This is a genomic window from Spartinivicinus marinus, from assembly GCF_026309355.1.
Classification (GTDB): domain Bacteria; phylum Pseudomonadota; class Gammaproteobacteria; order Pseudomonadales; family Zooshikellaceae; genus Spartinivicinus; species Spartinivicinus marinus.
The window spans coordinates 2,758,257-2,780,690 of sequence record NZ_JAPJZK010000001.1 but is presented as its reverse complement, the minus strand read 5'-3'; the positions used below and the strand labels follow the sequence as shown (position 1 = coordinate 2,780,690).

The window sequence follows — 22,434 nt, the reverse complement described above, 5'->3', positions numbered from 1 at the left end:
AATTCTTTTGCGAAGGGTATAACACACATTATTTAACAAGTAGTGATACTCGACGATTATTCGCTCTAGCAGCTTCTAGGGCTGTTCCTTTTTTACCATCAAAACGATTAATTGGGCGGGTACTAGCATAGCCTACTAATCTTAAACGCTTTTCAGTAAAGCCAAATTGAAGCAAGAAGTGAATAACACTGCTTGCTCTACGACCACTCAAAGACCAATTTGTCTCAAGCAAGTACTCATTATTCATTCTATAGTAACGATGCAATGGCGCATCATCAGTATGACCTTCTACATCAATCGTATATTTTGTGGCTAATATACTTAATAGAATTGGCTCCAAAGAATCCAGTGCCTGTGGCTTTAAATTTGCACTTCCAGTTTCAAATAAAGCTTTTGTATCCAATACTAAACGAATACCATCTTTAGCCATTCTTACAGATACACCTGATACGTCGGGATCATCCTCAACGATTTTAGCTAAGTTATTGCTCAGCTCCACTAAAGTTCCTGACGTATTTCCAGTGACACCTGTTTTAACTTTTTCAAATGACCCAACATCCACTTGGCTTATAGAAAGCAACATCACGAAAAATACACCCAGCATAACCATCAAATCACTGAAGCTGATATAGAAAGCAGTTTTGCTTTCGCTATCATCCTGTGAGTCATTAAGGTCTAATTCGGACATTCTCATTTATTGTCACTCTCTTCAGAGTAAACTTCATCTTTCGTTTCAAACTCTGATTGATACTCTAGGTCTTCATTTGGCCCAGTATTTGATAAAAATTGAGAGTCAATGCTATTTTCTTCACGCTTGATTAAAATACCAATTTTATTTAAAAGTTGTTCATGCGCGGCTAAATAAATACTATTATGATGTTCTAATCGTCCAGATAAAGGAGTAAATACAATAGAGCCTAAACCTGCTCCATAAGCAGTCGTCATTAATGCTAACGACATTGATGGGCCTATTTCACTTGGGTCATTAAGCGATTTTAACACACCAATCAAACCAATAACGGTTCCAAAAAGCCCTAATGCGGGTGCAATAATGGCTGCCCTGCGAAGAATATCAACAGAAACTTTACGCTTTAAAATCTGGTCTCGAATTCTAGACGTTACAAACTCATCAATTTCTTCAAAAAAGAGCCCTTGTTTATGCATATATATAATGTCATTTAACAACTCACCATTGATTTTTTCACCTTCACGCAACTCAGTCAATTTACCATTTGCAATAATTGTTCGATCAAGTTCAATGAGTGTATTAGTTATTTTTCTTCCTGGCGTACCCAAAAATGAGCTAAGCACTAGTTTTAGACTAGATGCACAGGATCTGAAATCAAATTGAAATAAAATACTAGCAAACGTACCACAAATTACAATCAACAGGGATCTTAAGTCTAAAAAAGTATTGATATCTTCTTTCAGACCCAGAGCATAGCCCACAGCAGCAAATCCACCCAAACCAATAATTAAAGCAAAAGGGTCAAATTTTTTACTTGTGGTATGTAAATACTTTTTTAAGTTAAGTCCTTCCATCTAGGCTTCACCGTCTATTAACTATCACTACTCATTTACGTTCATCATCCACTTGACTGCTTTGCTCATTCACTGGCTTTACCTTTTCCAGAGTTGCTATTTGAAACTTTTGTATGGTTTCCTGAACACTATCAGCATGTGACTTAATTTCAGGGCGCAATAGAGATTCAAACCTTAGTGGCTTACCCTTCAATAGGTAGATCAACAGGTGGTCGTTATTTTTAAGCGTTCTAAAAAAGTTATACTCAACTGAGTTTTTTGCTTTAATTAGCCATGTATTTCTATTTTCATCGCGAATCTTACATATATTGTCTTTCACAAGGATTACTTTAGCCAGCTGTGGTTGTAAATGCTTTCTTTCCTTATTAAAAAAGAAACAGCCTAGTGTATTCCCTTGCTCTACATGAACCAAGCAATGATCGCCGGGCTCAGGTAAAATATCACACATAAATAATGGTATATTTATTGTGGTTTTTCCTGACTTGACAATAACCATCCGGTCTTCAATGTTCATTTCACGCACTGTTGCCCGAAGCACATTTGAAGGAAGATAGTTTTGATTTTCTAACGTCTCATTGGCTTTTTCCACAGACTTTACAGCACTTTCTAGCTGACTGTGCATCAAACTTAGCTGCATCTTTAGCGATCTATTTTCAGCCTCAAGTTCCTGAATTCTTTTTTTACTTTCTTCTTCTCTTTTTCCAAAAGAATCTTTACTTGTCTGACTACCTTTTAAGTCTGCAATGATTGACTCATAAGACTCAATTTCTTCATAAAACTTACTAAGAGTAGGTCCTACTGATGTTTTCTGAGGTAGCCTAAATTGAATGCAGTGAATGAAACTTAATGGCTCATCAGGGTCAGCAAAGTCATCGTCCAGCTGTACTGAAGTACCAATTTTAAAATCGTCCATGCATGCAAGTATATTTTCCAGGTTTAAAGAAAATCCATTGGCACGCAATACTTTTTCTATTACTTCTACAGGGTGTTGATATAGAACTTTATCGATAGTGATATAAAACAACTGCGTTTCATCATCTATAGACGCTGACGATAAGCTTGTGGAGTAAATAGCTCTTGATAGATCTACTTCATGGTTTTGTGAAACGAGAAGATTAGATTTTTTTGAAGAGATTTCTGTCAATGGATCATTTACCGTCATACCGCTTATTTGGTGGTGTATAATGCTATACTGCAATACTATTTGCTGTGAAATAGAACACAGAAGAGGTCTCTTAATATTAAGACTACCAGTTACGTATTTAGCAATAAAAGTTAAATGATATAAAAACGACAGATTGAGTAACAAGAAGAAAAAATAAAACAGTATATACTAAAAATTAAGAATATTCTTTGGCCCAACCATCGAACAATTTAACTTCATTAACCTATTGTTATAAATAGATGAATAACTATTAAGTATAGGGAAATCAGATGCCATATTTTAAATCACCTTGTACGTACTCTAACTTACTATGTTGGCTCATAATAAGTACTAGCGTTTTTGGCAATGATATTCCTAACAGCGAAGATCACCCGCTAGTTTCTCGGTATCAAGGCTCAATAATTAATGCTTATAAGCAAATTACCTACGATAACTATATTCTGCCTCTTAGTACATTAACGAAGCAGAAAGATAAAATTCAAGAAAGTATTTCATTAGAAGGTAAAATTACTAGGATTACCTATACGTTACCTCATAATCGATCAAGTTTAGAGGTGTTTAAAAACTACCAAAACGAGTTACTGTCAAATAACTTTAAAGTTATTTTTGAATGTAATGGCGCAACATGTGGCTCAAGTTATGACTGGTCAAATCAGGTTTTAAGCAGAGGTTCACGCCTAGCAGGTAAAAATGCTACTCAACGTTTTTTAGCTGCAAAGCTATCACAAGCGGATGGGGATATTTATTTAGCATTATATATCGTAAGACGTTCAACTAAACAGCTGGTAGCCCAAGTGGATGTACTAGAACAAGCTCCTTTACAAACCGGCATGGTAGAAGTAAATCTTGATTACCTAAAAGAAGAGTTAGAGCGCAACGGTAAAGTGACTTTATATAGTTTATATTTCGACTTTAACAAAGCAACATTAAAGCCAGAATCAACTCCAACTCTGCAAAATATTGCTTTATTTTTAAAGCAAAAACCCGATCAAAAATTTTATGTAGTTGGTCATACGGATACAACTGGCTCACTTGATTACAATATCTCGCTTTCCCAACGACGCGCTGAAACTGTTGTAAGCACTTTAGTTAAGCAGTTTTCAAGCAGCACTCATCAACTACAAGCTCACGGTGTTGGGCCATTAGCTCCTTTGGCTAGTAATCTTCAGGAAAAAAGCCGAAAAATAAATCGTCGAGTAGAGTTAGTATTGCAGTAATAAATCTACATTTTGAACATCCTCTACTATAAAGCTCACTCTACTGGTTATTATTTTTCTGGTTCTTCAAATTGACCAAGTCCACTTCCATTGGTTGAAATTCTGGGCGTTTTTTTACTGGCACAGAAGGAGTAGTACCAGCTTGCGGCACTTTTTCCACTTCCTTTTGGTTCTGTACAATAATCATCCACCGACAATAACCATTCGTCGATAAGTTGTTTTCATTATGAATAGTTTATCGTAAACACATTAATAAGATGATAGCCAAAGGTGTCACTAGCTTGTTAAAGTTATAAGCTCAATAAACAATCAGAGTCTTTATATTTTAGAAACGTTAATGAAACTTTTCGACTTTTTATCAACCCACAACATTAGCTTTGAGCAGTATGAACATCCACCATTATATACATGCGAAGATGCTAATCAGTTAGCATCACATATCCCTGGCGCAAAAACTAAAAACTTGTTTTTACGTGATCGTAAAGGTAAACGGCATTTTCTTGTTGTAGTAAATGATCACAAAGTAATTGATTTAAGTAATCTATCTGTCTTACTTGAAACCAGCAAACTTAGCTTTGCATCTGCTGATCGCTTAAAGCAATATTTAGGAATTGAACCCGGCGCTGTTTCATTACTTAGCTTGATAAATGATCAAAACCAATCTGTAGAACTGCTAATAGATAAAGACGTTTGGGCTTGCCCAACCATGCAGTGCCACCCACTGGTTAATACTTCAACTTTGGTGATACCTATGCATGCCGTAGAGAAATTTATCCGAGCAACTGGGCATGAGCTCCAATTAATATTAATACCTGAATAACACCATCAGTTTAATAGTTTACTTACTGCCTCTGCTAACTCTTCATCATGAGCCATCAATGGTTTTAATCGTTCTGCTCGTAACCATAAAATATCGACTAAAGTCATTGCTCTATAATTACCAGGGCTCACACCTGTTAACAGCGACAATGCAGTAACATGCTCTCCTGGGCCTAATACTTTTTTATATTTCTTACCTTTACGCTCTTCTTGTACTTGTACTGAACCACGGGCAATAATGCCTAACGCAGCAAAGGGCTTACCTTGTTTTAAAATCCATTCCCCGCTGCTATATAAACCATGCTCCATTGCATTATTTAGACTATTTCGAGTGTCTTCTGACAAATGTTTACACCAAGATAACTGTCCTAGTAATTGGTCTGGTGTAAATGGAGCAGAAAAGCTTGACATTTTTTGCAGGGTTTTCATCCTTGTTTCCACATGCTTTATCATCCGCTTTGCTTCTGGAGAATCTAAAACTGCCTTTTTAAGCTGTTCACGAATAACTGCACGTTCACGATTTAATAATAAACGAATGGCAGAGTGGGTTTCCAAAGTATGAACAATTTCTGGAAAAGTTTCTCTTAGCTGCTGAATATATTCAAGTGTTTTCTTTTTATTTTCTTGTACAAGCGCATTAACTTTTGCAGCTTCTACTTCGTCGGGAGCCAAGCTACTAATATGAGTCTCCAGAGTATCTTGAGCTTGAATAAATCCTCTGGCAATTTCATAACCTAATGCTAGCCGTGAAAAACTAACTCTAAGTGCCAGTTTCTTTAACCCCTTAACATTACGCAACATATGCAATAGCGGAGGAGTATCCCATACTTTGTATAGCGACTCCCTAGGAGCAATAACCGGCTCACCATCTAAGGCGTGTTCTACTGCTTCTACTAATTTATTGGTTGACTGCTTACCTAATGTACCCTGCTCAAACTGATGCCAATAATGGCGACGTTCCGTTTCAAGTAACCGTCTTCTGAAGGCTACGGATAAGTCTGCATCACTGATACTTTCAGAGTCTTTTTCTGGTTCTTTTATTTCAGTTGGCTTTAATAAACCTGTAGTATGTTTCACTTCATCCCAGTCAGCCCCTTTTAGAAACTCATTTTCCACTAATACAGGTAACATCGTAGTCAGTTCTTCATTAATTTTAGCCTGAGCTTTGTCTACAGTCGCTTGTTTGGCAGGCGGCAACTGGTCTAGTTTCAATTTTTTTAATACCCAGCTCATGCTGGCACCATTAATTAAAATAGTGAACACTACTATTCCTGCACAAAGAAATAGTATTTGGTCTCTTATATCTCTTGGTATTACATCATCTTGAGCAATAATTAACGCTAATGCCAGTGATACAGCCCCTCTTAACCCTCCCCACACTAATACAATAGCTTTTTCTCGGGTAATTCCTATGCCTATTCGTTTCAGCAAGGGCATAAATAAAGTAACTGCTAATGCTCGGATCAGCTGAATTCCCACATATAAAATAACCAGTGCTATCCAAGCATTAATATCATCTAAATGCACCCGTGCCGCAATTAATACCCCAACTAATAAAAAAATTAAGGTATTGGCAATATGTGCCATCATTTCCCAAAAATTATGGAGAAATTCTGCTACTTCAGGTGAAATCCTGGTACGACCAATGCCCGCAAACATAAGTGCCAGGGTAACAACCGCTACAATTCCAGAAACATGCATTTTTTCTGCAGCAAAATAAACTAAATAAGCCGTAGCAATTGACAAGGTGATCTCTATCATTGGATCATTAAATACTCGCCCAATCCAAGCCATAACTAAAAAGCCGGCTAAAACTCCTAAAATTAATCCGATACTAACCACCCAGGTAAAGTCACCAGCTACACCAAATATATTACCTCCTTCTTGCCCCCCTGCAGATATCACCCAACCATAAAATAATGAGAAAAAAACAATGGCTGTACCATCATTCAACAATGATTCACCTTCAATTAGTGTTTCCAGGCGCTTACGCGAGCTGACTTCTTTTAACATGGCCACCACTGCCACAGGGTCAGTAGCACTGATCATAGCGCCAAACATCAAGCACAGAGCCCAGCTCCACTCCCAAGGAAAAGTCCATTTGGCTAAAGCTGCTGTTAGAGTTGTAGCTACAATTAAGCCTGGTACGGCTAATAAAGCAATTTGAGCAAAAATTCTTCTAAATAGATGAACTTCAAGAGAAAAGGCACTTTCAAAAATCAGGGTCGGCAGAAATAAAAACAAAATTAAATGGGGGTCAACCTCAGCTACTAGTTTTAATGTGCCATCCAGCAATTCACTATGCTCTGTAAAAAAACCACTCCGCTGAATTAAGCCAAGTCCCAAGCCTATAACAAGCAAACAAACAGAGTAAGGCATCTGAGTGCCTTTAATAATATTCCGCAGGGCTGCTCCTATTAGCAAAGCAATAATAATAAAAACTAATACGGAAATACCTGTGTCATACTGCATGGGCACATCTTAAAAGTAGTAAGCACTAGAGTTCAGTACTATTGTTATATCTATAGCTATATTAGCTAAGGTATCTTCTTAATTTAGCTATGATTAGGCTTAGGCAATTAACTACTTGCTAGATTAAAAAGTAATTAGCATATTAAGTGAAATATCTTAAATATTTTATTAAGTCAACTTATGATGAATTATTCAGCACCCCCAGATAAATTTACTACTGAAGATAAATACCAATTAATTAGTACGATTAATGATATTTGTTTACTTTTTTTAAACAGTAAACTGACCAAAGCTGATTTTCACATAGCCATTGAAGGTTCCTGGCCAGCCAATGAAGGAACAGACCTGCCTTACCTTTATTTTGAAAATACACATAACCCTAACGTTAAAACAACAAGATATATAATTGAAGCAAAAGCTGTTTTTAACTTTTTTCACCGATATCCAGAAATAGCAGATGAAGTATTTAACTATGAGTTAAGGGCGCTAGCCCGTAGTTTTTGTGTTCCAGGCTCTGTTTGGCATTGTCTTGGTTTTAGCTACTTTTCATTTGATTTTTTATTTTCATCTCGAGTTAATGAGTATTCTCGACAAGTTAGTTTCCCCCCAGATTATCAACTACTTACTGATAAGCAATTTCCTTATTATGCTTGTTTACAATTGGTAGACGAGCAACATACTGGTGTAGTGCTAGGTAATCAGCATAATCAACTAGTATTCAAGCTCTTTGAAGATTACAAAGGCGCTACTCCTGAATGGCTACCAGCTACAGGGTCTGAACTGTATGTTGATGACACCGACCAGCATACTATCGTACTTTTCAAACATGACCTACTGCTGGCACCAGAACATGCTGTCACAACCCCCGACAACATTAATGAGCTGGTTGCAGATATCTCTGAAGAAACGATTAATGCGCACTTCTCTCATCTGCTTTTAAGCTGTACACCACATAAACTCGGTATCACTGCAAATGCCAACAATGTGGTTCCATTATCATCAGCCAAAGTGATGGAATCTCAAGCAGTTAAAAGTGAAGTAGAGATCACTACCGAAAAAGACGAACCAACAACAGAAGGCCTGTTAACAGTTTTTATTCTTGCTATCTGTCTGGCAGTATCAGCCTTCCTTTTTGAAACTTACGCTCTGTAATTTAATAACAAAGCTCAGTAAAATAGCCCCCTTTCATTTGAACATAGCGTTAACGATAGCCAATGCGAATGGCTTTTAGGGGCAGCTGTCAAGCGATGAATCCCTATGAGTTTATGTAACTAATAAATGATTAGGGTGAAGAATGAAGACAACAATGCCTAAAAGTTATTCGGGAAGGATATAATGGCAACAGCATTAATTTTTGATTCTGGGGTGGGTGGTTTAAGCATCTTGCAAGCAGTATCACGGCGGTTACCACAGCTTTCTGTGGTCTATGCCAGTGATAACGCAGCTTTTCCCTATGGCACTAAGGATGCTGACTGGTTGCAACAACGGGTGGTTGAGTGTGTAAGTGCCATTAGCCAGCGCTGCACACTTGATATTATTGTTATTGCCTGTAACACTGCCAGCACTATTGTGCTACCTAGTTTACGTGACTGCTTTGAGATACCGATTGTTGGTGTGGTACCAGCCATAAAAACAGCAGCCCAGGAAACAAAAACCGGCTGTATAGGACTACTTGCCACCCCTGGCACTGTTACTCGCCATTATACAAACCAGCTAATCCAAGATTTTGCCAGCCATTGTCAGATAATCAAAATAGGTTCCACTGAGCTGGTTGAGCTGGCCGAACAAAAATTACGTGGTGAACAGATTTGTCTCACCAAGCTAAAAGCCGTCATCCAACCACTAATACTGCAAGCTGAAACTCAGCAAACGCAAAGTCTTTCACCGCAACAACCTGACCAGGTAGTACTTGGCTGCACTCACTTTCCTTTACTAAGACAGGAGTTAAAACAGGTTGCACCAGATATAAACTGGGTGGATTCAGGTATCGCTATTGCCAACCGTGTTGCTTCGTTATTACTAACAGACAATGGTGCTGTAAATTATTCTATTAACTCTGAAAATCAACAGTACCAAGCTACTAGCCACACAGCTTTGTTTACAGAAGCTAATCAGCAAATAAGTCGGTTAATCCCTGCATTAAAGCAGTTTGGGATTGAGCAAATTGACTATTTAAACCTGCCTGTTTAATCAGTTCTCAACAACAACCTAAGCCACTAAATTTTAAAACTACCTACTAGTTGCTGCAGCTCCGTTGATTGTCTACCCACCTCTTTACAAGCCTGCAATGTTTGCTGCAAACACTCTACCGACTCCTGATTGAGGTGGTTAATATGGGTAATTTCCTGGTCTAAGGTGCCTACAACCGAGGTTTGCTCCTCTGTTGCAGTGGCGACTGATTGATTCATACCATCTATTTCACCAATTACAGAGCTGACTTCATACAACATATTGCCTGCTTCATTCACCACATCTACACTTTGCTTACTAAAATCCTGACTTTTATTCATGGTTTCTACAGCAGTATGGGCTCCACTTTGTAGCTCTTCTATCATGCTATGAATTTCTTGAGCAGATTCCTGGGTGCGGTGTGCTAACCCTCTTACTTCATCTGCAACGACAGCAAAACCACGCCCAGCCTCACCCGCCCTGGCAGCCTCAATTGCAGCATTTAAAGCAAGTAAATTAGTTTGCTCACTAATACCTTTTATTACCTCTAATATCTTGCCAATGTTTTCAGTATTAGTACTTAGATTTTGAATGTGATCACTTGAGCTGGTTATATTACTCGACAACTGATTAATAATTTCAATAGATTGGCCCATTACGGTTTTACCCTCTATTGTTGTATTCTTGGCCTCAGAGGCTCGATCAGAAGCCGAAGCTGCATTCTGAGCAATTTCATGTGCAGCAGCTCCCAGCTGATTAATTGCGGTTGCAATACTAGTGGTTCGGTGTGCCTGTTCATCAGACTTATTCATGCTGGTTTCAGTCCATGATAATACTTTCTGAAACAACTCACCCAGCGCTCCACTGGCTTGAGCAACATTTTTTATTGACTGGTGAATTCTACCAACAAATAAATTAAAGTTATCAGCAAGTTGACCTAGCTCGTCTTTTGAACTTACTTTCAGCCGTTTGGTTAAATCCCCTTCTCCGGCTGCAACATCACTCATCGCAATAGAAATATCGCTTAGTGGTTTTAATACTACTTTCATCATAAAGTTCAGCAACAACACAATTAATACGATCCCAAAAAGTGTAAAAAAAACGGCCGACCGCATAAACTGATTAATGGATTCAAATGCTTTGTCTCGATCAATGACTAAACCAATATGCCAGTCTACTGTTTTAATACCTGAGATAGGGACAAACATGGCTAAAGCATCCATATTTTCAACTTTTGCTTGCTGTAACTCAGGATTTTTAAGATCAATATTTTTACTTCCATATAAATCCGTAATATTTTTCTCTACCCACTGCCCCTGAGGATGAATAATAATTTTACCTGCCCCGGTTGCTAAAAACGCATAGCCTAAGCCACCAAAGTTTTCTTTATTAACCATTTCTGAAATACTTTTTAAAGAGATATCTCCTCCTGCAACACCAACAAAACTACCTTGCTGTACTATATTGCTTACTGCGGTAATTAATAATTCTTTTGAATCAGCATCCACATAAGGCTCAGTAAATGTATTGGCATTTTTTTCTTTAGCTAGTTGATACCATGGCCGCTTACGTGGGTCGTAATCTGCACTACTGGGCTTATCGTTATTATCAATAAATTTTCCATCCTGCTCCATCCCCACATAAACTGAATCAAATTGGCTTGACCATCCAGCTTGGTCTACTATGGCTCTTACGGCCTTATCATCAACAGGCTTGTTTAGGCTTTTAGCCACACCCTCTACTATTTGCAGCTTGTTATTCATCCAATCTGAAATGCTGTGAGCAGTTAAACCTGATAGTTGGCCTAAGTCTTTTACTAAATCTGACTCGGTTTGATTTTTTATCAATACATATTGAGAGCCGCTAAATCCAGCAAATGCAACGACCATTACGGCTGAAGCAGCAACAAGTATTTTGTGGGTAAATTTCATAGGTGGCCTGTTTACTCACTATTCAAACATCACCAAACTAGAACCTGTAATACTTTTTAAGCGATTTTAGTTATAACTCAAGCAGTACCAGCAGGCTTTCTATACAACTTGTGCAGAAATCTTTCTTAAGAATAGCTTAATAAAACAGAAATGTTATGAGGAAACTATAGTCAAAGCGAATGGTTTTTCGGGGCGAGCGATGAAGCTCTATAAGTTTATGTTTTTATAAATGACTAGGGTGAAGATAGTTTATTGCTCCTGCATAAACTGCATTCACACCACCCTTGGTGCTTAGCGACAACAACAAACCCTAAAATCACTCTCGAAGAGTATACATGAAATAACTAACTACCTTTTTGTTATAATGCGACTTCTTAGGAAATGGTATAGAGCAGATTGCTATGAAAAAAATAACCCAACAGGACTGGGAAGCCCGTGCTAAACAACTCACTTTTCCTTCCCAAGCTTTTATTAACGGACAATGGCAAACAGCACAAGAGGGAGGGCATTTTAACTGCACAAGCCCAATTGATGGCCAAATTCTTACTGAGATAACCAATTGCACACAGCCCGATGTAGATATAGCTGTTACAGCAGCAAGGGATGCTTTTAAACAACAAGTTTGGTCTGGATTAACCCCTGCCAAGCGCAAAAAAATACTATTCAAATTGGCTAAGTTAATTGTTCAGCACCAGGAAGAGCTAGCTTTATTAGAAACCCTAGATATGGGAAAGCCTATTAATGACAGCCTAACAATTGACATACCTGCAGCTGCTCAATGTTTTCAATGGCATGCAGAAGCTATTGATAAAGTATATGGAGAAGTTGCACCTACACCTGCAGATACAATAGGGTTAATCACTCGAGAGCCTGTTGGCGTGGTAGGCGCAATTGTACCTTGGAATTTTCCTCTGTTAATGGCTTGCTGGAAAGTCGCGCCTGCATTGGCAACCGGCAATAGCGTTATTTTAAAACCATCGGAAAAATCACCACTCACTGCATTAAAACTTGCAGAATTAGCCCACCAAGCTGGTGTTCCTGCTGGTGTATTTAATGTACTACCAGGGCTGGGTGAAGACACAGGAAAACCTATAGCTCTTCACCCTGATATTGACACCTTAGCGTTTACTGGCTCTAGCCACACAGGTAAACAACTGCTGGTGTACGCCGGCCAGTCCAATATGAAACGAGTATGGATCGAAGCGGGTGGTAAAAGCCCCAATATTGTCTTTGCCGATGCTCCTGATTTATCTGTTGCAGCCAAAGCAGCAGCTGAGGCCATTTGCTTTAATCAGGGCGAAGTTTGCACAGCAGGCTCACGGTTATTAGTAGAAAGTAGTATTCAAGCCGAATTTCTTGAGTTAGTGCAGCAAGAGTTATCAAACTGGCAGCCAGGCCACCCCTTAAACCCAGAAACTCAAATAGGAGCTATTGTTGACCAATCCCAACTGCAAACCATTTTAAACTATATACAGCTAGGTAAAGAAGAAGGAGCCCATCTAATGGTGGGTGGTAGCCAGTGTTTACAAGACAGTGGCGGTTTATTTGTAGAGCCCACCATTTTTGGCAACGTCTCTAACAGTATGCATATAGCTCAAGAAGAAATTTTCGGTCCAGTATTATCTTGTATTGGATTTGACTCTACTGAAGAAGCAATCAATATTGCTAATGACACCCAATATGGACTAGCAGCCGCCGTATGGAGCAAAGATATTAGTAAAGCCCATCGGGTAGCTAAAGCATTACGTGCTGGATCAGTTTGGATTAACCAATACGATGGTGGAGATATGACAGCACCTTTTGGAGGTTACAAACAGTCAGGTAATGGTCGTGATAAATCCCTCCATGCTTTTGACAAATATACTGAAATTAAAGCTACCTGGATCAATATACAAAAATAATTAGCTTAAGTGCACCTATAATAACAAGCTCCTAGTAAAAGGGGCTTGTTATCTTATATTTAAAATTCATCCCATTCACCATCATCACTTTGATAGCTTGTGTGATGCATTTTAGGTGAAGCATGTCGCTTAACAGCAGCTTTATACTTATTTACTTTCATATTTTCTATGCCTGTGGAGTGGGTATGGCCTATATAACTATGCTCCACCATAGACACATTCAGATCTAAATTGAAGAACTCCATTAACTTATTCATTTTTTCCGCATGATCTTTCATGCTCATACTCGCCGCAGAAGATTGTTCTACCAGAGCAGCATTTTGCTGAGTCATGTCATCCATTTGTGCTATAGCAGAGTTAACTTCATTAATGCCTGACTCTTGCTCCTGAGCACTGCAAGTAATTTGATCAACCATTTTACTGACTTTATCAATCGCCTCAATTATCTCAGTTAAAGTATCACCAGACTTCTTCACCAACTCTGTACCATCGTTAACCTTAAGCACACTATCACGAATAAGGTTTTTGATTTCCTGTGCAGATGTAGCAGAACGCTGAGCCAGGTTACGTACTTCTCCAGCTACCACTGCAAAGCCTCTGCCGTATTCACCTGCTCTAGCTGCTTCAACTGCACTATTAAGTGCCAACAGATTAGTTTGAAAAGCAATTTCATCAATTACCCCAACAATATCTTCAATTTTTTTGCTAGCGGTATTAATATCTTCCATCGCAAGCACAGCTTGGTTAACCACATCACCACCACTTTGAGCTTTATTTTTAGCTACTATAGACATTTGGTTGGCTTCACAAGCATTTTCAGTATTACTTTTTACAGTGCTGATCATTTCCTCCATACTAGCGGCAGTTTCCCCTAAAGAAGAAGCCTGCTCTTCTGTACGTGTACTTAAATCCTCGCTACCTTGTGCTATTTGTTGGGCACCTGAAGCGACTGCTTCACTAGCAACCATAATCTCACCAATTATTTCAGTAAGACGTTCAACAGTAGAATTAGCATCGCTTTTTAATTTGGCAAATGCTCCTTGGTATTCATGATCAATTTTCTCAGTTAAATTACCATTAGCCAAGGCATCTAATACTCTAGCGGTGTCATTAACCACTTGTTCTGCAATACTAACTAGTTTATTGAGCCCCACACTCAAAGCTTTAAAAAAACCTTGTTTATCTGTTTCATCAATACGCTTAGTCAAGTCCCCATTAACAGCAGCCATAACAACACTATCTATTTCTTGCTCAATGGCTACCTCCTGAGTGCGATCTCTCATCTCCGCTATAGTTCCTAACCGCTCACCAGCTTCATTAAATATAGGGTTAGCATAGATGCGAATGGTACGCCCACTCACGACAAATTCATTTTCAAAAGTAGTTTTTAACTCTTTCATTAATTTACGTTGATGAGCCGGATTTTTATGAAATGTATCGATACAAGTACCTAATATTTTATTAGCATCAAAACCATTTATATCTTTTTTAAGGTCTACCTCTAAATTTTTCATCAACATTTCTAGTGAATTATTTAGATAAACTATTTCAAAATCATTATCTGCAATCATCACACTAGAGTTGACACAATCTAAAGCCTGTTTTACTCGAGCTGTTTCATTCATTTGCTGATATAAATTATCAATATTTTCTTTCAACTGTTTCTGTAAATCAACTAATCTTGTAATAACAATACCCACCTCATCTTTAGACTGTAAGGACTCTGTATCTCTCTCACCATAATTACCTTCCCTAATATCATCAAAAATAGTCAGCACCAGGTTAAGCCCTTGATTAATAACTCTATTCAACCACCATGCAAACACTAATGCTACAGTCATTAATGCAAAAACAATAAATAGTTTTTCTACTCTTTCTGCTTTAAGTCCTTCTAGCCTTAACGAGAGTAATCTAGAAATATTTGAGTTTATCTCTTCAAGTAGTTGCTTCGCTACTGCAATTACTGATGAGCCTTTAGCAAAAATTTCATCACCAGTCACAACTCTCCGAGCCTTAATGGTTTCTGAATTTAATATATCTTCATCAATTTTTTGCAAAAAATCATTTACTGAAAAAACAAATTCTTTTTCAGGGTTATTTAAATTTTTCTTAAGAAGATCATCGTTAGTATTTTTGTATACCATTGCAAACATCGCTATACTTTTATTAATTCTAAATTTAATGCTAGCAATAAGTACTTTCAATCTAATCTTTTGATCTAGAGCCAATTCATTAGTGGTAATTATACCTGTTGCCATTCCCCTAAGCTGACCCAGCTCATCAATTAACACAGGCAAACTGTTCACGGCAATATTAAGCAAGTAATTATTATCAATTGAAGGGTCTAGTAATAGCTTTGATTGAGTGCTTACATAGAGCATTAGGCTTTGGATTTGCTTTATCAACCGGCTATGTTCACTAAATGCCAAAGCTGCTTCCAGATTGAAAGCAGTGAGTTTTAAACTTTCCCATTCACCTTTTAAGGTCGATAACTTCTGACTAATTGATATTATCGAACTATGCTTAGCATCAAGTTGAATCAAAGTATCAAAAGCGTTAGCTATATCACTTCGTGTAGCTTGTATTTGTGGCCTTAAATTTGTACTACCACTAAAATATGCATTTGTTAAACCACGATGTTTAGCCAAATGCATTTTTAGAGGATAAATATTAATTAAGTACTCTTTACCAATGAGCTCTTTTTCAGTAAAATCAATTCTGTCATTCTCAGCCTCTATAAAAAAATTCAATAATATTACAGTAGGAATAAACAAAATTATTGAATATATGACTAATTTATAAGCTATTTTCAGATTTCTCACCCACTGGAATATTTTTACCTTACCTAGCATAGTAGCTAATCCTCCTTGAGTATTAACAAGGTTAGCTAATCATTGCCAGGTGGTCCATGCGTAAAATAAGGTATAAATTAAATAGGAAGGGGAGTAGTATAAATTTGCGCCTAATTATGACATACTAATCTAATTATTTTTTAAGAATTAATAACTAATTCGATAAAAATAGACCATAAAAAAATATTTCTAGTAGAGATAATACCACTAGAAATCAATAATTAAAAATTTAAATACTACAATTTTATACAGCTTCTTGAACTGCACTGTCTTCTTCTTTAGTATTGTCACTAAACTCAATACCAATTTTTGATTCAAATATTTTAAACTGATCCAAACAATACAACCCTGATTCACTTCTTATTAGCATTCCTTTAATATGTTTAGCTATTTTTTTAATTTCAAAATCCTGTGCATCTGATTTAATTAGATTTACTATTTCACTACTTAACAAAATTCTTGAATTGAATTTTTGTTTTGCAATTAGTTTTACACTACTTTCAATCGCAGCCCCTGACATTGAGTTGTTAGCAATCCTAAACTCTCCATAAGCAGTACTACTATGTAACATATCACCAAAACTAAATAGAAGTCCTTGTATATGCTCTAAAGCAAGTAACTCATGTAATATTAGTAACCTAATATCATCTTCATTATATTCATGATGCAGTGGCCTAACTCTAACAATAGCACTTTTTAAATTATAGCAATAAATATTTAGTTCTTTGGAAACATTATGATGAAACACTTTTTTTACAGCTTTCAAAACGGCAGCATTCTGATATTTTTTTATAATAGAGGTAAGGTCTATATACGTTACTACCGCATCATTCATCATAAATAAACTCCATTTAAAATTATTGTTATGCTAATTATATTAACTTCCGTTAACCTACTTACTTAACCCAACTTTATTTATATCCGATTAAGTATATATTAATTTTTTTATTGACCTTCCTTAGTATTACAGCATTAATTGTTTCCATACAATTTTAGACTAAAAAACCATATAAGGATATTTTGATATATTTAAAGTACTTAATTCGACTACTCCCATAAAAATCTACCAAACTACTTCTAGTATAGTACAACATTCATAGATATGGCTTAACATTAAGTTTCTTCAAGATCAATGTCAATTATTCTACTTAAGCAAGGTAAGATCAACTTTTACTTTATTATTTATAAATTACAATACAGCATATAATAACACACGTACTTTCAATTAATTTGACTTTTAAAGCAGACAAGAATTATTGCAACATACTCACTTTCCTGTAATATATATAAAAGCAGTTCTATACTTATAGTATTACTATGTAGCGCTTCAGTAGTAGAATATATATTTCATTTTTAATTAACAATACAGACAACAGTTTACTAATTTAGCTGAACATATCTATAGTTATATACCCAATACGAATAGCTTTTAGGCACAAACATCGAGTGACGAAGGCACATGAGCTTATAAATAATAGGTGACTGGAGTGAATACAACAAAACCTAGGAATCATTCGTAAAGGATATATCTACAGCTTGGTTTAATATTGGTGCCATATTACATGCAAGATAAACTTTTATTTATTTTACTAGCCAATTACTCTCTTGTTATAACTATATTTATAGCACTTGCATTAAAACAACTTAATAAAATAAACAAAAAAAATAAAGACTTCTTATCACACAAATATCATACCATTGAAAAACATCTAAAGCAGATTTTAGATGAAACACAAGATGAAATTAGTCTTAATGGTGAGTTAAACACCACAGATTTCTTAAGTCAAAAAATATCTAAACGACATATTTTGTTTCTTAGAAGGTCTCTCATTCATGCTGAATTAGAACTCGTTCAACATTCTATAAACAATGAAAAAATTTACTCTATACATACTGAGTATCATTCTTTGATTCAAAGACTACATAGAGAAGTCAATAACTTAATTGAAAGCAAACAAGTTGATTATATTACTTATTTGAATAACCAATTGCAATTATTAAATGAGCAGCAGACCTACCATGGCAAAGCGAGCTTAACCGACTGCTCTATTACAGACCTTACATTACAAAATTTCTTAGCTTTTAGAAAAGAACTAATCAAAATAGAGAGTGCGGCATTAAAAAGAAAACTAGAGAAAAATAATTTCCATCATTTTTTATATGAACGATATAAAACACTGATTGACAAACTGTCATCAGTAAATAGTAACTTCGACTTAAAAAAAATTAATGAGAGCTATGTTGTCAAAATTGAGACAAAATACAGCAAAGACATCAAGTCTTATCAAGATAGAATAAAACACCTTGAAGACCTAAAGAATTCCTATGAAGCAATCATCAATGAACTAAACAATAAAGATAGCATTAAAATTGATGATAGCGATATAAATAACGATATTTTACAAAATTTCTCCACAATAATAAAAGCCTCAAACGAAAAAATATTAACATTAGAAGAAGAAATCAAGAAATACGAAATATCTATCTCAGAAATAAATGCAAAAAATGACCGACTCAAGAAAAAAGAAAGTGAAGGAATTGATATTGAAGATATCGAAGAAAAGAAAATGTTGCATGAATTCTTTGAAGATATCACAAAGCTAACTAAGAAGATTAATTCCTTAGAAACTGAAAAAGTAACTCTTCAACAACAATTAAAAGAAAAAAGCAAGATAATCCACTCTCTTAAATCATCAGACTATAAACAAGCTTATGAGTCAGCTATTAGTAAGCTTAAAATGTTAAATCACTCTTATGAAGAGCTAGAAGAAATGTATATTAAACTGCTTAAGCAACATCAAAATCAAAGCTCTGATATTAAGAAAGTTAGCTAGTGAGTTATAATAATACAATTTATTAAAACTCACTCACTAACAAATAATCTAGATAAGTTACAAGATATAATAAAGGCCTCTCTAAGTCATGCAGCAGCCCAGCTTCGTTGGCCAGTAAATCTAGCACTTAAATAGCCCATTTGATCACCCAAGATATTCCGGTTTGCCAAATACATAAACTCAAATATATTTGGTTCAAATGGAATTGCCAATAATTGCATACCTGCTTGCTCTGGTGTGCGACCTCCTTTATATCCATTGCAACGTTGGCAAGCAGCTACCACATTTGTCCATACATCAGCCCCACCTTGCACTCGAGGTTTAATATGATCACGAGTTAACTCACGATCTGAAAATATTTCTCCACAGTACATACAATGAAATTCATCACGCCTAAATAAAAGTGAATTGCTTAACGCCGGTGTAAAGCTTTTCTTTTTATAATTACCATCACATGCAATTATTGTTGCCAAGGTTAACTCTGAACGAAGTCCATTTTCGTTAACTCCCCCTTTCAGGTTGAAACTTTTTTCACCTAATGACCACAACACCTGCTGCTTTACATATAAAGTTGCAGCTTCATTTTTTGATAACCAGGAGATTGGCAACCCTGATTTATTTAAGCGTAATATCTTCATTATCACTACTCACAAGTACTTCAACTATTTTCACCAATAAAACTGAATAGATTTATAGAGAGTTATTAACTTCATTTTTTACAATTAATTTATTATGAGCACAGAAACACCTACCCTTTCTTGAAAGTGCATTGATTACTTTCTAGCAGGCATAAAAAAACCCGGAGCTTGTTAGCCTTCCGGGTTTTATTCTAAAAGTGTTCTAAAGCTGATTTGTTACTTTTAGTTAAGACCTTAGAAGGCTTGGGCGCCTCCTAAAGTTAGAGACGCACTTACTGGTTTAGTTCCAGCACTAGCCCATAGCAACCCTCGCTATCACCTATCGTTAGGCAGCGCGTGCTGGGTAAATATGATTTGTTTAAGTGCGTCTGTTGCATCTCGTTTCCAAAAAGTTTAATCGAAAATTTTAGATATCTTAAAGCTGTCAATAATAATGTCAAGCATTTCTACTCGCCGCGATACTCATTTTATTCAATTCGATATCCAACTCCATGTACTGTTTTCACTACTAGAGGGTTTTTAGGGTCCACTTCTATTGCCTTGCGCAGCTTTGATATATGCTGGTCAAGAGTACGACTTGAAGCAATATACCCACGCCCCCAGCAATGATTAAACAGAGCATCTCTACCCACTACTTTCCCTTTTTCTGAGTACAATAAACATAAAATTTTGATATCTCGTAAACTTAAGTCAATAACTTGCTCTCCTCTTTGCGCTCTCAACTCATCTGGGTAAACCACTAAATCAGCAATTGTAAATGACTTTTCCTGCTGTACTTTTGCCTGAGATCGCAAATAGCGCCTAGTAACTGCTCGAATTCTTGCCACGACTTCCCGAGTGCCAAAAGGCTTCATAATATAATCATCAGCCCCTAACTCTAGGCCCAACACCTGATCAATTTCTTCCGATTTGGCAGTAATAAAAATAACAGGGATATCTTGGTTAACCTGTCTAATCTCTCGGCACAAGCTATAACCATCTTTTTCTGGCATCATGATATCCAGTAGTACTAAGTCAGGCTGCTCTGATTGAAAGTATTGCCAGGCTTGTTGACCATTTTCTGCGAGAATACAACTGTAGCCTTCATTACTAAGCAAATCATTTAGTCCTTCACGAATGAAGGTATCATCTTCTGCTATTAATACTTTCATTTATTTGCTCCACTTCATTTCAGGCAGGGGATATATCAATATTTAAAACAAAGCAAGCGCCAACTTCTGAAGTCACAAGTGTTAACTCTCCACCATGTAACTTGGCTAGTTGTTTAGCAATACTCAACCCTATACCTGTACCACTAATACCATCAGTTAATTTAGAGCTTACCCTATAAAATGGTTCAAAAATTTTATTACGAGCAGAAGCAGGAATTCCTGTGCCATAGTCTTGTACAGTAATCTTACACTGATTATTTTCTAAATGGGTTATTACAGTGATTATTTTTCCATCATGAGCATATTTTTCTGCATTACTAAATAGATTATTTAGTATTTGCTCTACTATTCCCTTATCAAAGTAGACTGTTTGATCTGCTCCATACTTCACTTCAAATAGCATTCCTTTATTATGCAAAGAAGCTTCAAATGCAACGATGGTATTCTTAACACACTCATCAATAATTCCTGGCGCTTTATTTATTTTAATTGCATTACGTTGAGCCCGTGAAAAATTTAGTACATTTTCAATTAAACGAGAAAGCCGTAAACTTTCCCCTGTAATTACTTTTAAATATTTATTGTGTTGTTGATCTTCATCAAAAAGCTGATCTGTTAGTAATTCTGCATACATCCGTATATTAGTCAGGGGTGTTTTTAATTCATGAGAGACCTGATTAACAAAGCTCACTCGCTGTTGGGCTTGAACCATTTCTCGCTGCTGCTCACGATAAAAGTATGTACCTAGCCCTATCAAAGCAATTGTAAAAGCCAATAAACCAGCTAAGTTACCAACCCAACTTAATTTAGCTATTGTGGACTTGTCAGTAAAATAAGCTATTTTCCAATTAGCCAGTGGCGGCGATAAATAACGGGTTCTTAGTGCTTGCTCACCTTCTTCAATACTGTAATTGCCCCACTGATACAAAGTATTTGACTTATCATTTAATAGCCTAATAGCAGATTCATGTAGACCATTATCCTCGTAAGTAGCATCTGGTAATCGGTTGATCAAGTCAGATAACATACGCATACGGTTCAGGTCAAAACCAATCACACGGCTAGTTGAGTCTTTTACCCAATATAATAAACGACTATGGCTGCCAGAATACCAACTAACCCAACCACTGGATACTACATCAGGTGCAAAACTGGCTACTGCTTTCTTCTGACTGGCAGGGCTGACAAATGCTTCTAACTTCGCATCACTTTCGCTGGCAGCTTGTATTTTTTTCATTTCATCCTGACTTACTAAGTTTTGAAATAGTTCAGGGTTACTCCAGATTGGTTTTGTCTGATTAATAAAGCTTTGTTCTTTACGAGAGGCCAGGCTATCAGGAGGAAAAGTTATATTATCTGAATCTACTAATATAAAAATATTTTGAACTAAAGGCGAGTCGTATAAATAGTTTCTTACTTGATGAGTGAGCTTAGGCTGCTGAATATTAGTTAGTGTTTGATAGTCTGATCTTAGTTGAATTTCCAACTGTTCAAAGTATGCTGTCAACTCCCTTTCAACAGCTTTAAGTTTTGAGTCTATTAGGTTTTGTATTTGGTGAGCCTGGACAACCCGTTCATTTTTTTGTAACTGAAAACTTAGCCAAGCAAGAATACAAATAGGAAGGAATATAAGTAGTACCAATACAAATTTTATTTTCTGTTGTACGCTCAGTTTTTTCATTTATTTGAATTGCTTATTTATTTTGATCACAACTGCAGACTTCACTTTACTAGAACAGAGCT

General features: G+C 36.4%; 17 protein-coding genes. 6 read left to right on the top strand and 11 right to left on the bottom strand.

All coding sequences use genetic code 11. The features are described 5' to 3' along the window. Nucleotides 1-28 precede the first annotated feature (28 nt). Genes OQE68_RS12540 through OQE68_RS12530 form a run of 3 tightly spaced genes read right to left on the bottom strand, consistent with a single transcriptional unit; the run spans nt 29 to nt 2,704 of the window. Nucleotides 29-694 carry an OmpA/MotB family protein gene (locus OQE68_RS12540; RefSeq protein WP_180569061.1) on the bottom strand — a complete coding sequence of 222 codons (666 nt, stop codon included), beginning with the start codon at nt 692-694 and terminating at the stop codon, nt 29-31. Further along, nucleotides 691-1,542 (bottom strand): MotA/TolQ/ExbB proton channel family protein, encoded by an 852-nt coding sequence (locus OQE68_RS12535; RefSeq protein ID WP_180569060.1) that lies wholly within the window; start codon nt 1,540-1,542, stop codon nt 691-693. Before OQE68_RS12535 ends, OQE68_RS12540 begins: the two co-directional genes overlap by 4 nt. A 31-nt stretch (nt 1,543-1,573) precedes the next feature. Then, a complete protein-coding gene (locus OQE68_RS12530; RefSeq protein WP_180569059.1) occupies nt 1,574-2,704 on the bottom strand; it encodes a hypothetical protein in 1,131 nt (376 codons plus the stop codon). Between the two features lie 272 nt (nt 2,705-2,976). Between OQE68_RS12530 and OQE68_RS12525 the strand changes: the two genes are divergently transcribed. After that, complete coding sequence (locus tag OQE68_RS12525) at nt 2,977-3,924, top strand: OmpA family protein (protein ID WP_180569058.1); 948 nt, start codon at nt 2,977-2,979, stop codon at nt 3,922-3,924. Between the two features lie 40 nt (nt 3,925-3,964). Here the strand turns inward: OQE68_RS12525 and OQE68_RS12520 are convergent, their stop codons facing one another. Beyond that, nucleotides 3,965-4,111: a hypothetical protein gene (locus OQE68_RS12520; protein WP_180569057.1), complete on the bottom strand. Its 147-nt coding sequence runs from the start codon at nt 4,109-4,111 to the stop codon at nt 3,965-3,967. Nucleotides 4,112-4,261: 150 nt separating this feature from the next. Between OQE68_RS12520 and OQE68_RS12515 the strand changes: the two genes are divergently transcribed. Continuing rightward, complete coding sequence (locus OQE68_RS12515; RefSeq protein WP_180569056.1) at nt 4,262-4,744, top strand: prolyl-tRNA synthetase associated domain-containing protein; 483 nt, start codon at nt 4,262-4,264, stop codon at nt 4,742-4,744. Nucleotides 4,745-4,749: 5 nt separating this feature from the next. On the opposite strand, the gene OQE68_RS12510 is transcribed toward OQE68_RS12515, so the two are convergent. After that, nucleotides 4,750-7,215: a cation:proton antiporter gene (locus tag OQE68_RS12510; protein WP_180569055.1), complete on the bottom strand. Its 2,466-nt coding sequence runs from the start codon at nt 7,213-7,215 to the stop codon at nt 4,750-4,752. A 180-nt stretch (nt 7,216-7,395) separates the two neighbouring features. On the opposite strand from OQE68_RS12510, the gene OQE68_RS12505 reads away from it, so the two are divergent. Both OQE68_RS12505 and murI read left to right on the top strand, forming a co-directional pair. Next, a complete protein-coding gene (locus OQE68_RS12505) occupies nt 7,396-8,367 on the top strand; it encodes a hypothetical protein (RefSeq protein ID WP_180569054.1) in 972 nt (323 codons plus the stop codon). 183 nt (nt 8,368-8,550) lie between these two features. Beyond that, a complete protein-coding gene (gene murI / locus OQE68_RS12500; protein WP_180569053.1) occupies nt 8,551-9,405 on the top strand; it encodes a glutamate racemase in 855 nt (284 codons plus the stop codon). Nucleotides 9,406-9,431: 26 nt separating this feature from the next. Here murI and OQE68_RS12495 read toward each other — a convergent pair whose 3' ends face one another. Continuing rightward, on the bottom strand, nt 9,432-11,315 hold the full coding sequence (locus tag OQE68_RS12495) for a methyl-accepting chemotaxis protein (protein WP_180569052.1): 1,884 nt from the start codon (nt 11,313-11,315) through the stop codon (nt 9,432-9,434). 401 nt (nt 11,316-11,716) lie between these two features. On the opposite strand from OQE68_RS12495, the gene OQE68_RS12490 reads away from it, so the two are divergent. Then, nucleotides 11,717-13,216, top strand: a complete 1,500-nt coding sequence (locus OQE68_RS12490) for an aldehyde dehydrogenase (RefSeq protein ID WP_180569051.1) — start codon at nt 11,717-11,719, stop codon at nt 13,214-13,216. A gap of 59 nt (nt 13,217-13,275) precedes the next feature. Here the strand turns inward: OQE68_RS12490 and OQE68_RS12485 are convergent, their stop codons facing one another. Next, nucleotides 13,276-15,966 carry a methyl-accepting chemotaxis protein gene (locus OQE68_RS12485; protein ID WP_266195667.1) on the bottom strand — a complete coding sequence of 897 codons (2,691 nt, stop codon included), beginning with the start codon at nt 15,964-15,966 and terminating at the stop codon, nt 13,276-13,278. 346 nt (nt 15,967-16,312) lie between these two features. Continuing rightward, complete coding sequence (locus OQE68_RS12480; RefSeq protein ID WP_180569049.1) at nt 16,313-16,906, bottom strand: hypothetical protein; 594 nt, start codon at nt 16,904-16,906, stop codon at nt 16,313-16,315. Nucleotides 16,907-17,630: 724 nt separating this feature from the next. On the opposite strand from OQE68_RS12480, the gene OQE68_RS12475 reads away from it, so the two are divergent. Further along, complete coding sequence (locus OQE68_RS12475) at nt 17,631-18,902, top strand: coiled-coil domain-containing protein (protein ID WP_180569048.1); 1,272 nt, start codon at nt 17,631-17,633, stop codon at nt 18,900-18,902. Nucleotides 18,903-18,988: 86 nt separating this feature from the next. On the opposite strand, the gene OQE68_RS12470 is transcribed toward OQE68_RS12475, so the two are convergent. The 3 genes from OQE68_RS12470 to OQE68_RS12460 form a co-directional block, all read right to left on the bottom strand. After that, nucleotides 18,989-19,540, bottom strand: a complete 552-nt coding sequence (locus tag OQE68_RS12470; RefSeq protein ID WP_180569047.1) for an HNH endonuclease — start codon at nt 19,538-19,540, stop codon at nt 18,989-18,991. A 467-nt stretch (nt 19,541-20,007) separates the two neighbouring features. Continuing rightward, the gene (locus tag OQE68_RS12465) at nt 20,008-20,691 is read right to left on the bottom strand and encodes a response regulator transcription factor (RefSeq protein WP_180569046.1); all 684 of its coding nucleotides are present in this window, start codon (nt 20,689-20,691) and stop codon (nt 20,008-20,010) included. 19 nt (nt 20,692-20,710) lie between these two features. Then, a complete protein-coding gene (locus tag OQE68_RS12460; RefSeq protein ID WP_180569045.1) occupies nt 20,711-22,372 on the bottom strand; it encodes a sensor histidine kinase in 1,662 nt (553 codons plus the stop codon). Between the last annotated feature and the right edge of the window lie 62 nt (nt 22,373-22,434).

Bases quoted from the DNA above. Each gene is read 5' to 3' on its own strand.
- OQE68_RS12540 (WP_180569061.1), bottom strand. From the start codon at position 694: ATGAGAATGTCCGAATTAGACCTTAATGACTCACAGGATGATAGCGAA.
- OQE68_RS12535 (WP_180569060.1), bottom strand. From the start codon at position 1,542: ATGGAAGGACTTAACTTAAAAAAGTATTTACATACCACAAGTAAAAAA.
- OQE68_RS12530 (WP_180569059.1), bottom strand. From the start codon at position 2,704: ATGACGGTAAATGATCCATTGACAGAAATCTCTTCAAAAAAATCTAAT.
- OQE68_RS12525 (WP_180569058.1), top strand. From the start codon at position 2,977: ATGCCATATTTTAAATCACCTTGTACGTACTCTAACTTACTATGTTGG.
- OQE68_RS12520 (WP_180569057.1), bottom strand. From the start codon at position 4,111: ATGATTATTGTACAGAACCAAAAGGAAGTGGAAAAAGTGCCGCAAGCT.
- OQE68_RS12515 (WP_180569056.1), top strand. From the start codon at position 4,262: ATGAAACTTTTCGACTTTTTATCAACCCACAACATTAGCTTTGAGCAG.
- OQE68_RS12510 (WP_180569055.1), bottom strand. From the start codon at position 7,215: ATGCAGTATGACACAGGTATTTCCGTATTAGTTTTTATTATTATTGCT.
- OQE68_RS12505 (WP_180569054.1), top strand. From the start codon at position 7,396: ATGATGAATTATTCAGCACCCCCAGATAAATTTACTACTGAAGATAAA.
- murI (WP_180569053.1), top strand. From the start codon at position 8,551: ATGGCAACAGCATTAATTTTTGATTCTGGGGTGGGTGGTTTAAGCATC.
- OQE68_RS12495 (WP_180569052.1), bottom strand. From the start codon at position 11,315: ATGAAATTTACCCACAAAATACTTGTTGCTGCTTCAGCCGTAATGGTC.
- OQE68_RS12490 (WP_180569051.1), top strand. From the start codon at position 11,717: ATGAAAAAAATAACCCAACAGGACTGGGAAGCCCGTGCTAAACAACTC.
- OQE68_RS12480 (WP_180569049.1), bottom strand. From the start codon at position 16,906: ATGATGAATGATGCGGTAGTAACGTATATAGACCTTACCTCTATTATA.
- OQE68_RS12475 (WP_180569048.1), top strand. From the start codon at position 17,631: ATGCAAGATAAACTTTTATTTATTTTACTAGCCAATTACTCTCTTGTT.
- OQE68_RS12470 (WP_180569047.1), bottom strand. From the start codon at position 19,540: ATGAAGATATTACGCTTAAATAAATCAGGGTTGCCAATCTCCTGGTTA.
- OQE68_RS12465 (WP_180569046.1), bottom strand. From the start codon at position 20,691: ATGAAAGTATTAATAGCAGAAGATGATACCTTCATTCGTGAAGGACTA.
- OQE68_RS12460 (WP_180569045.1), bottom strand. From the start codon at position 22,372: ATGAAAAAACTGAGCGTACAACAGAAAATAAAATTTGTATTGGTACTA.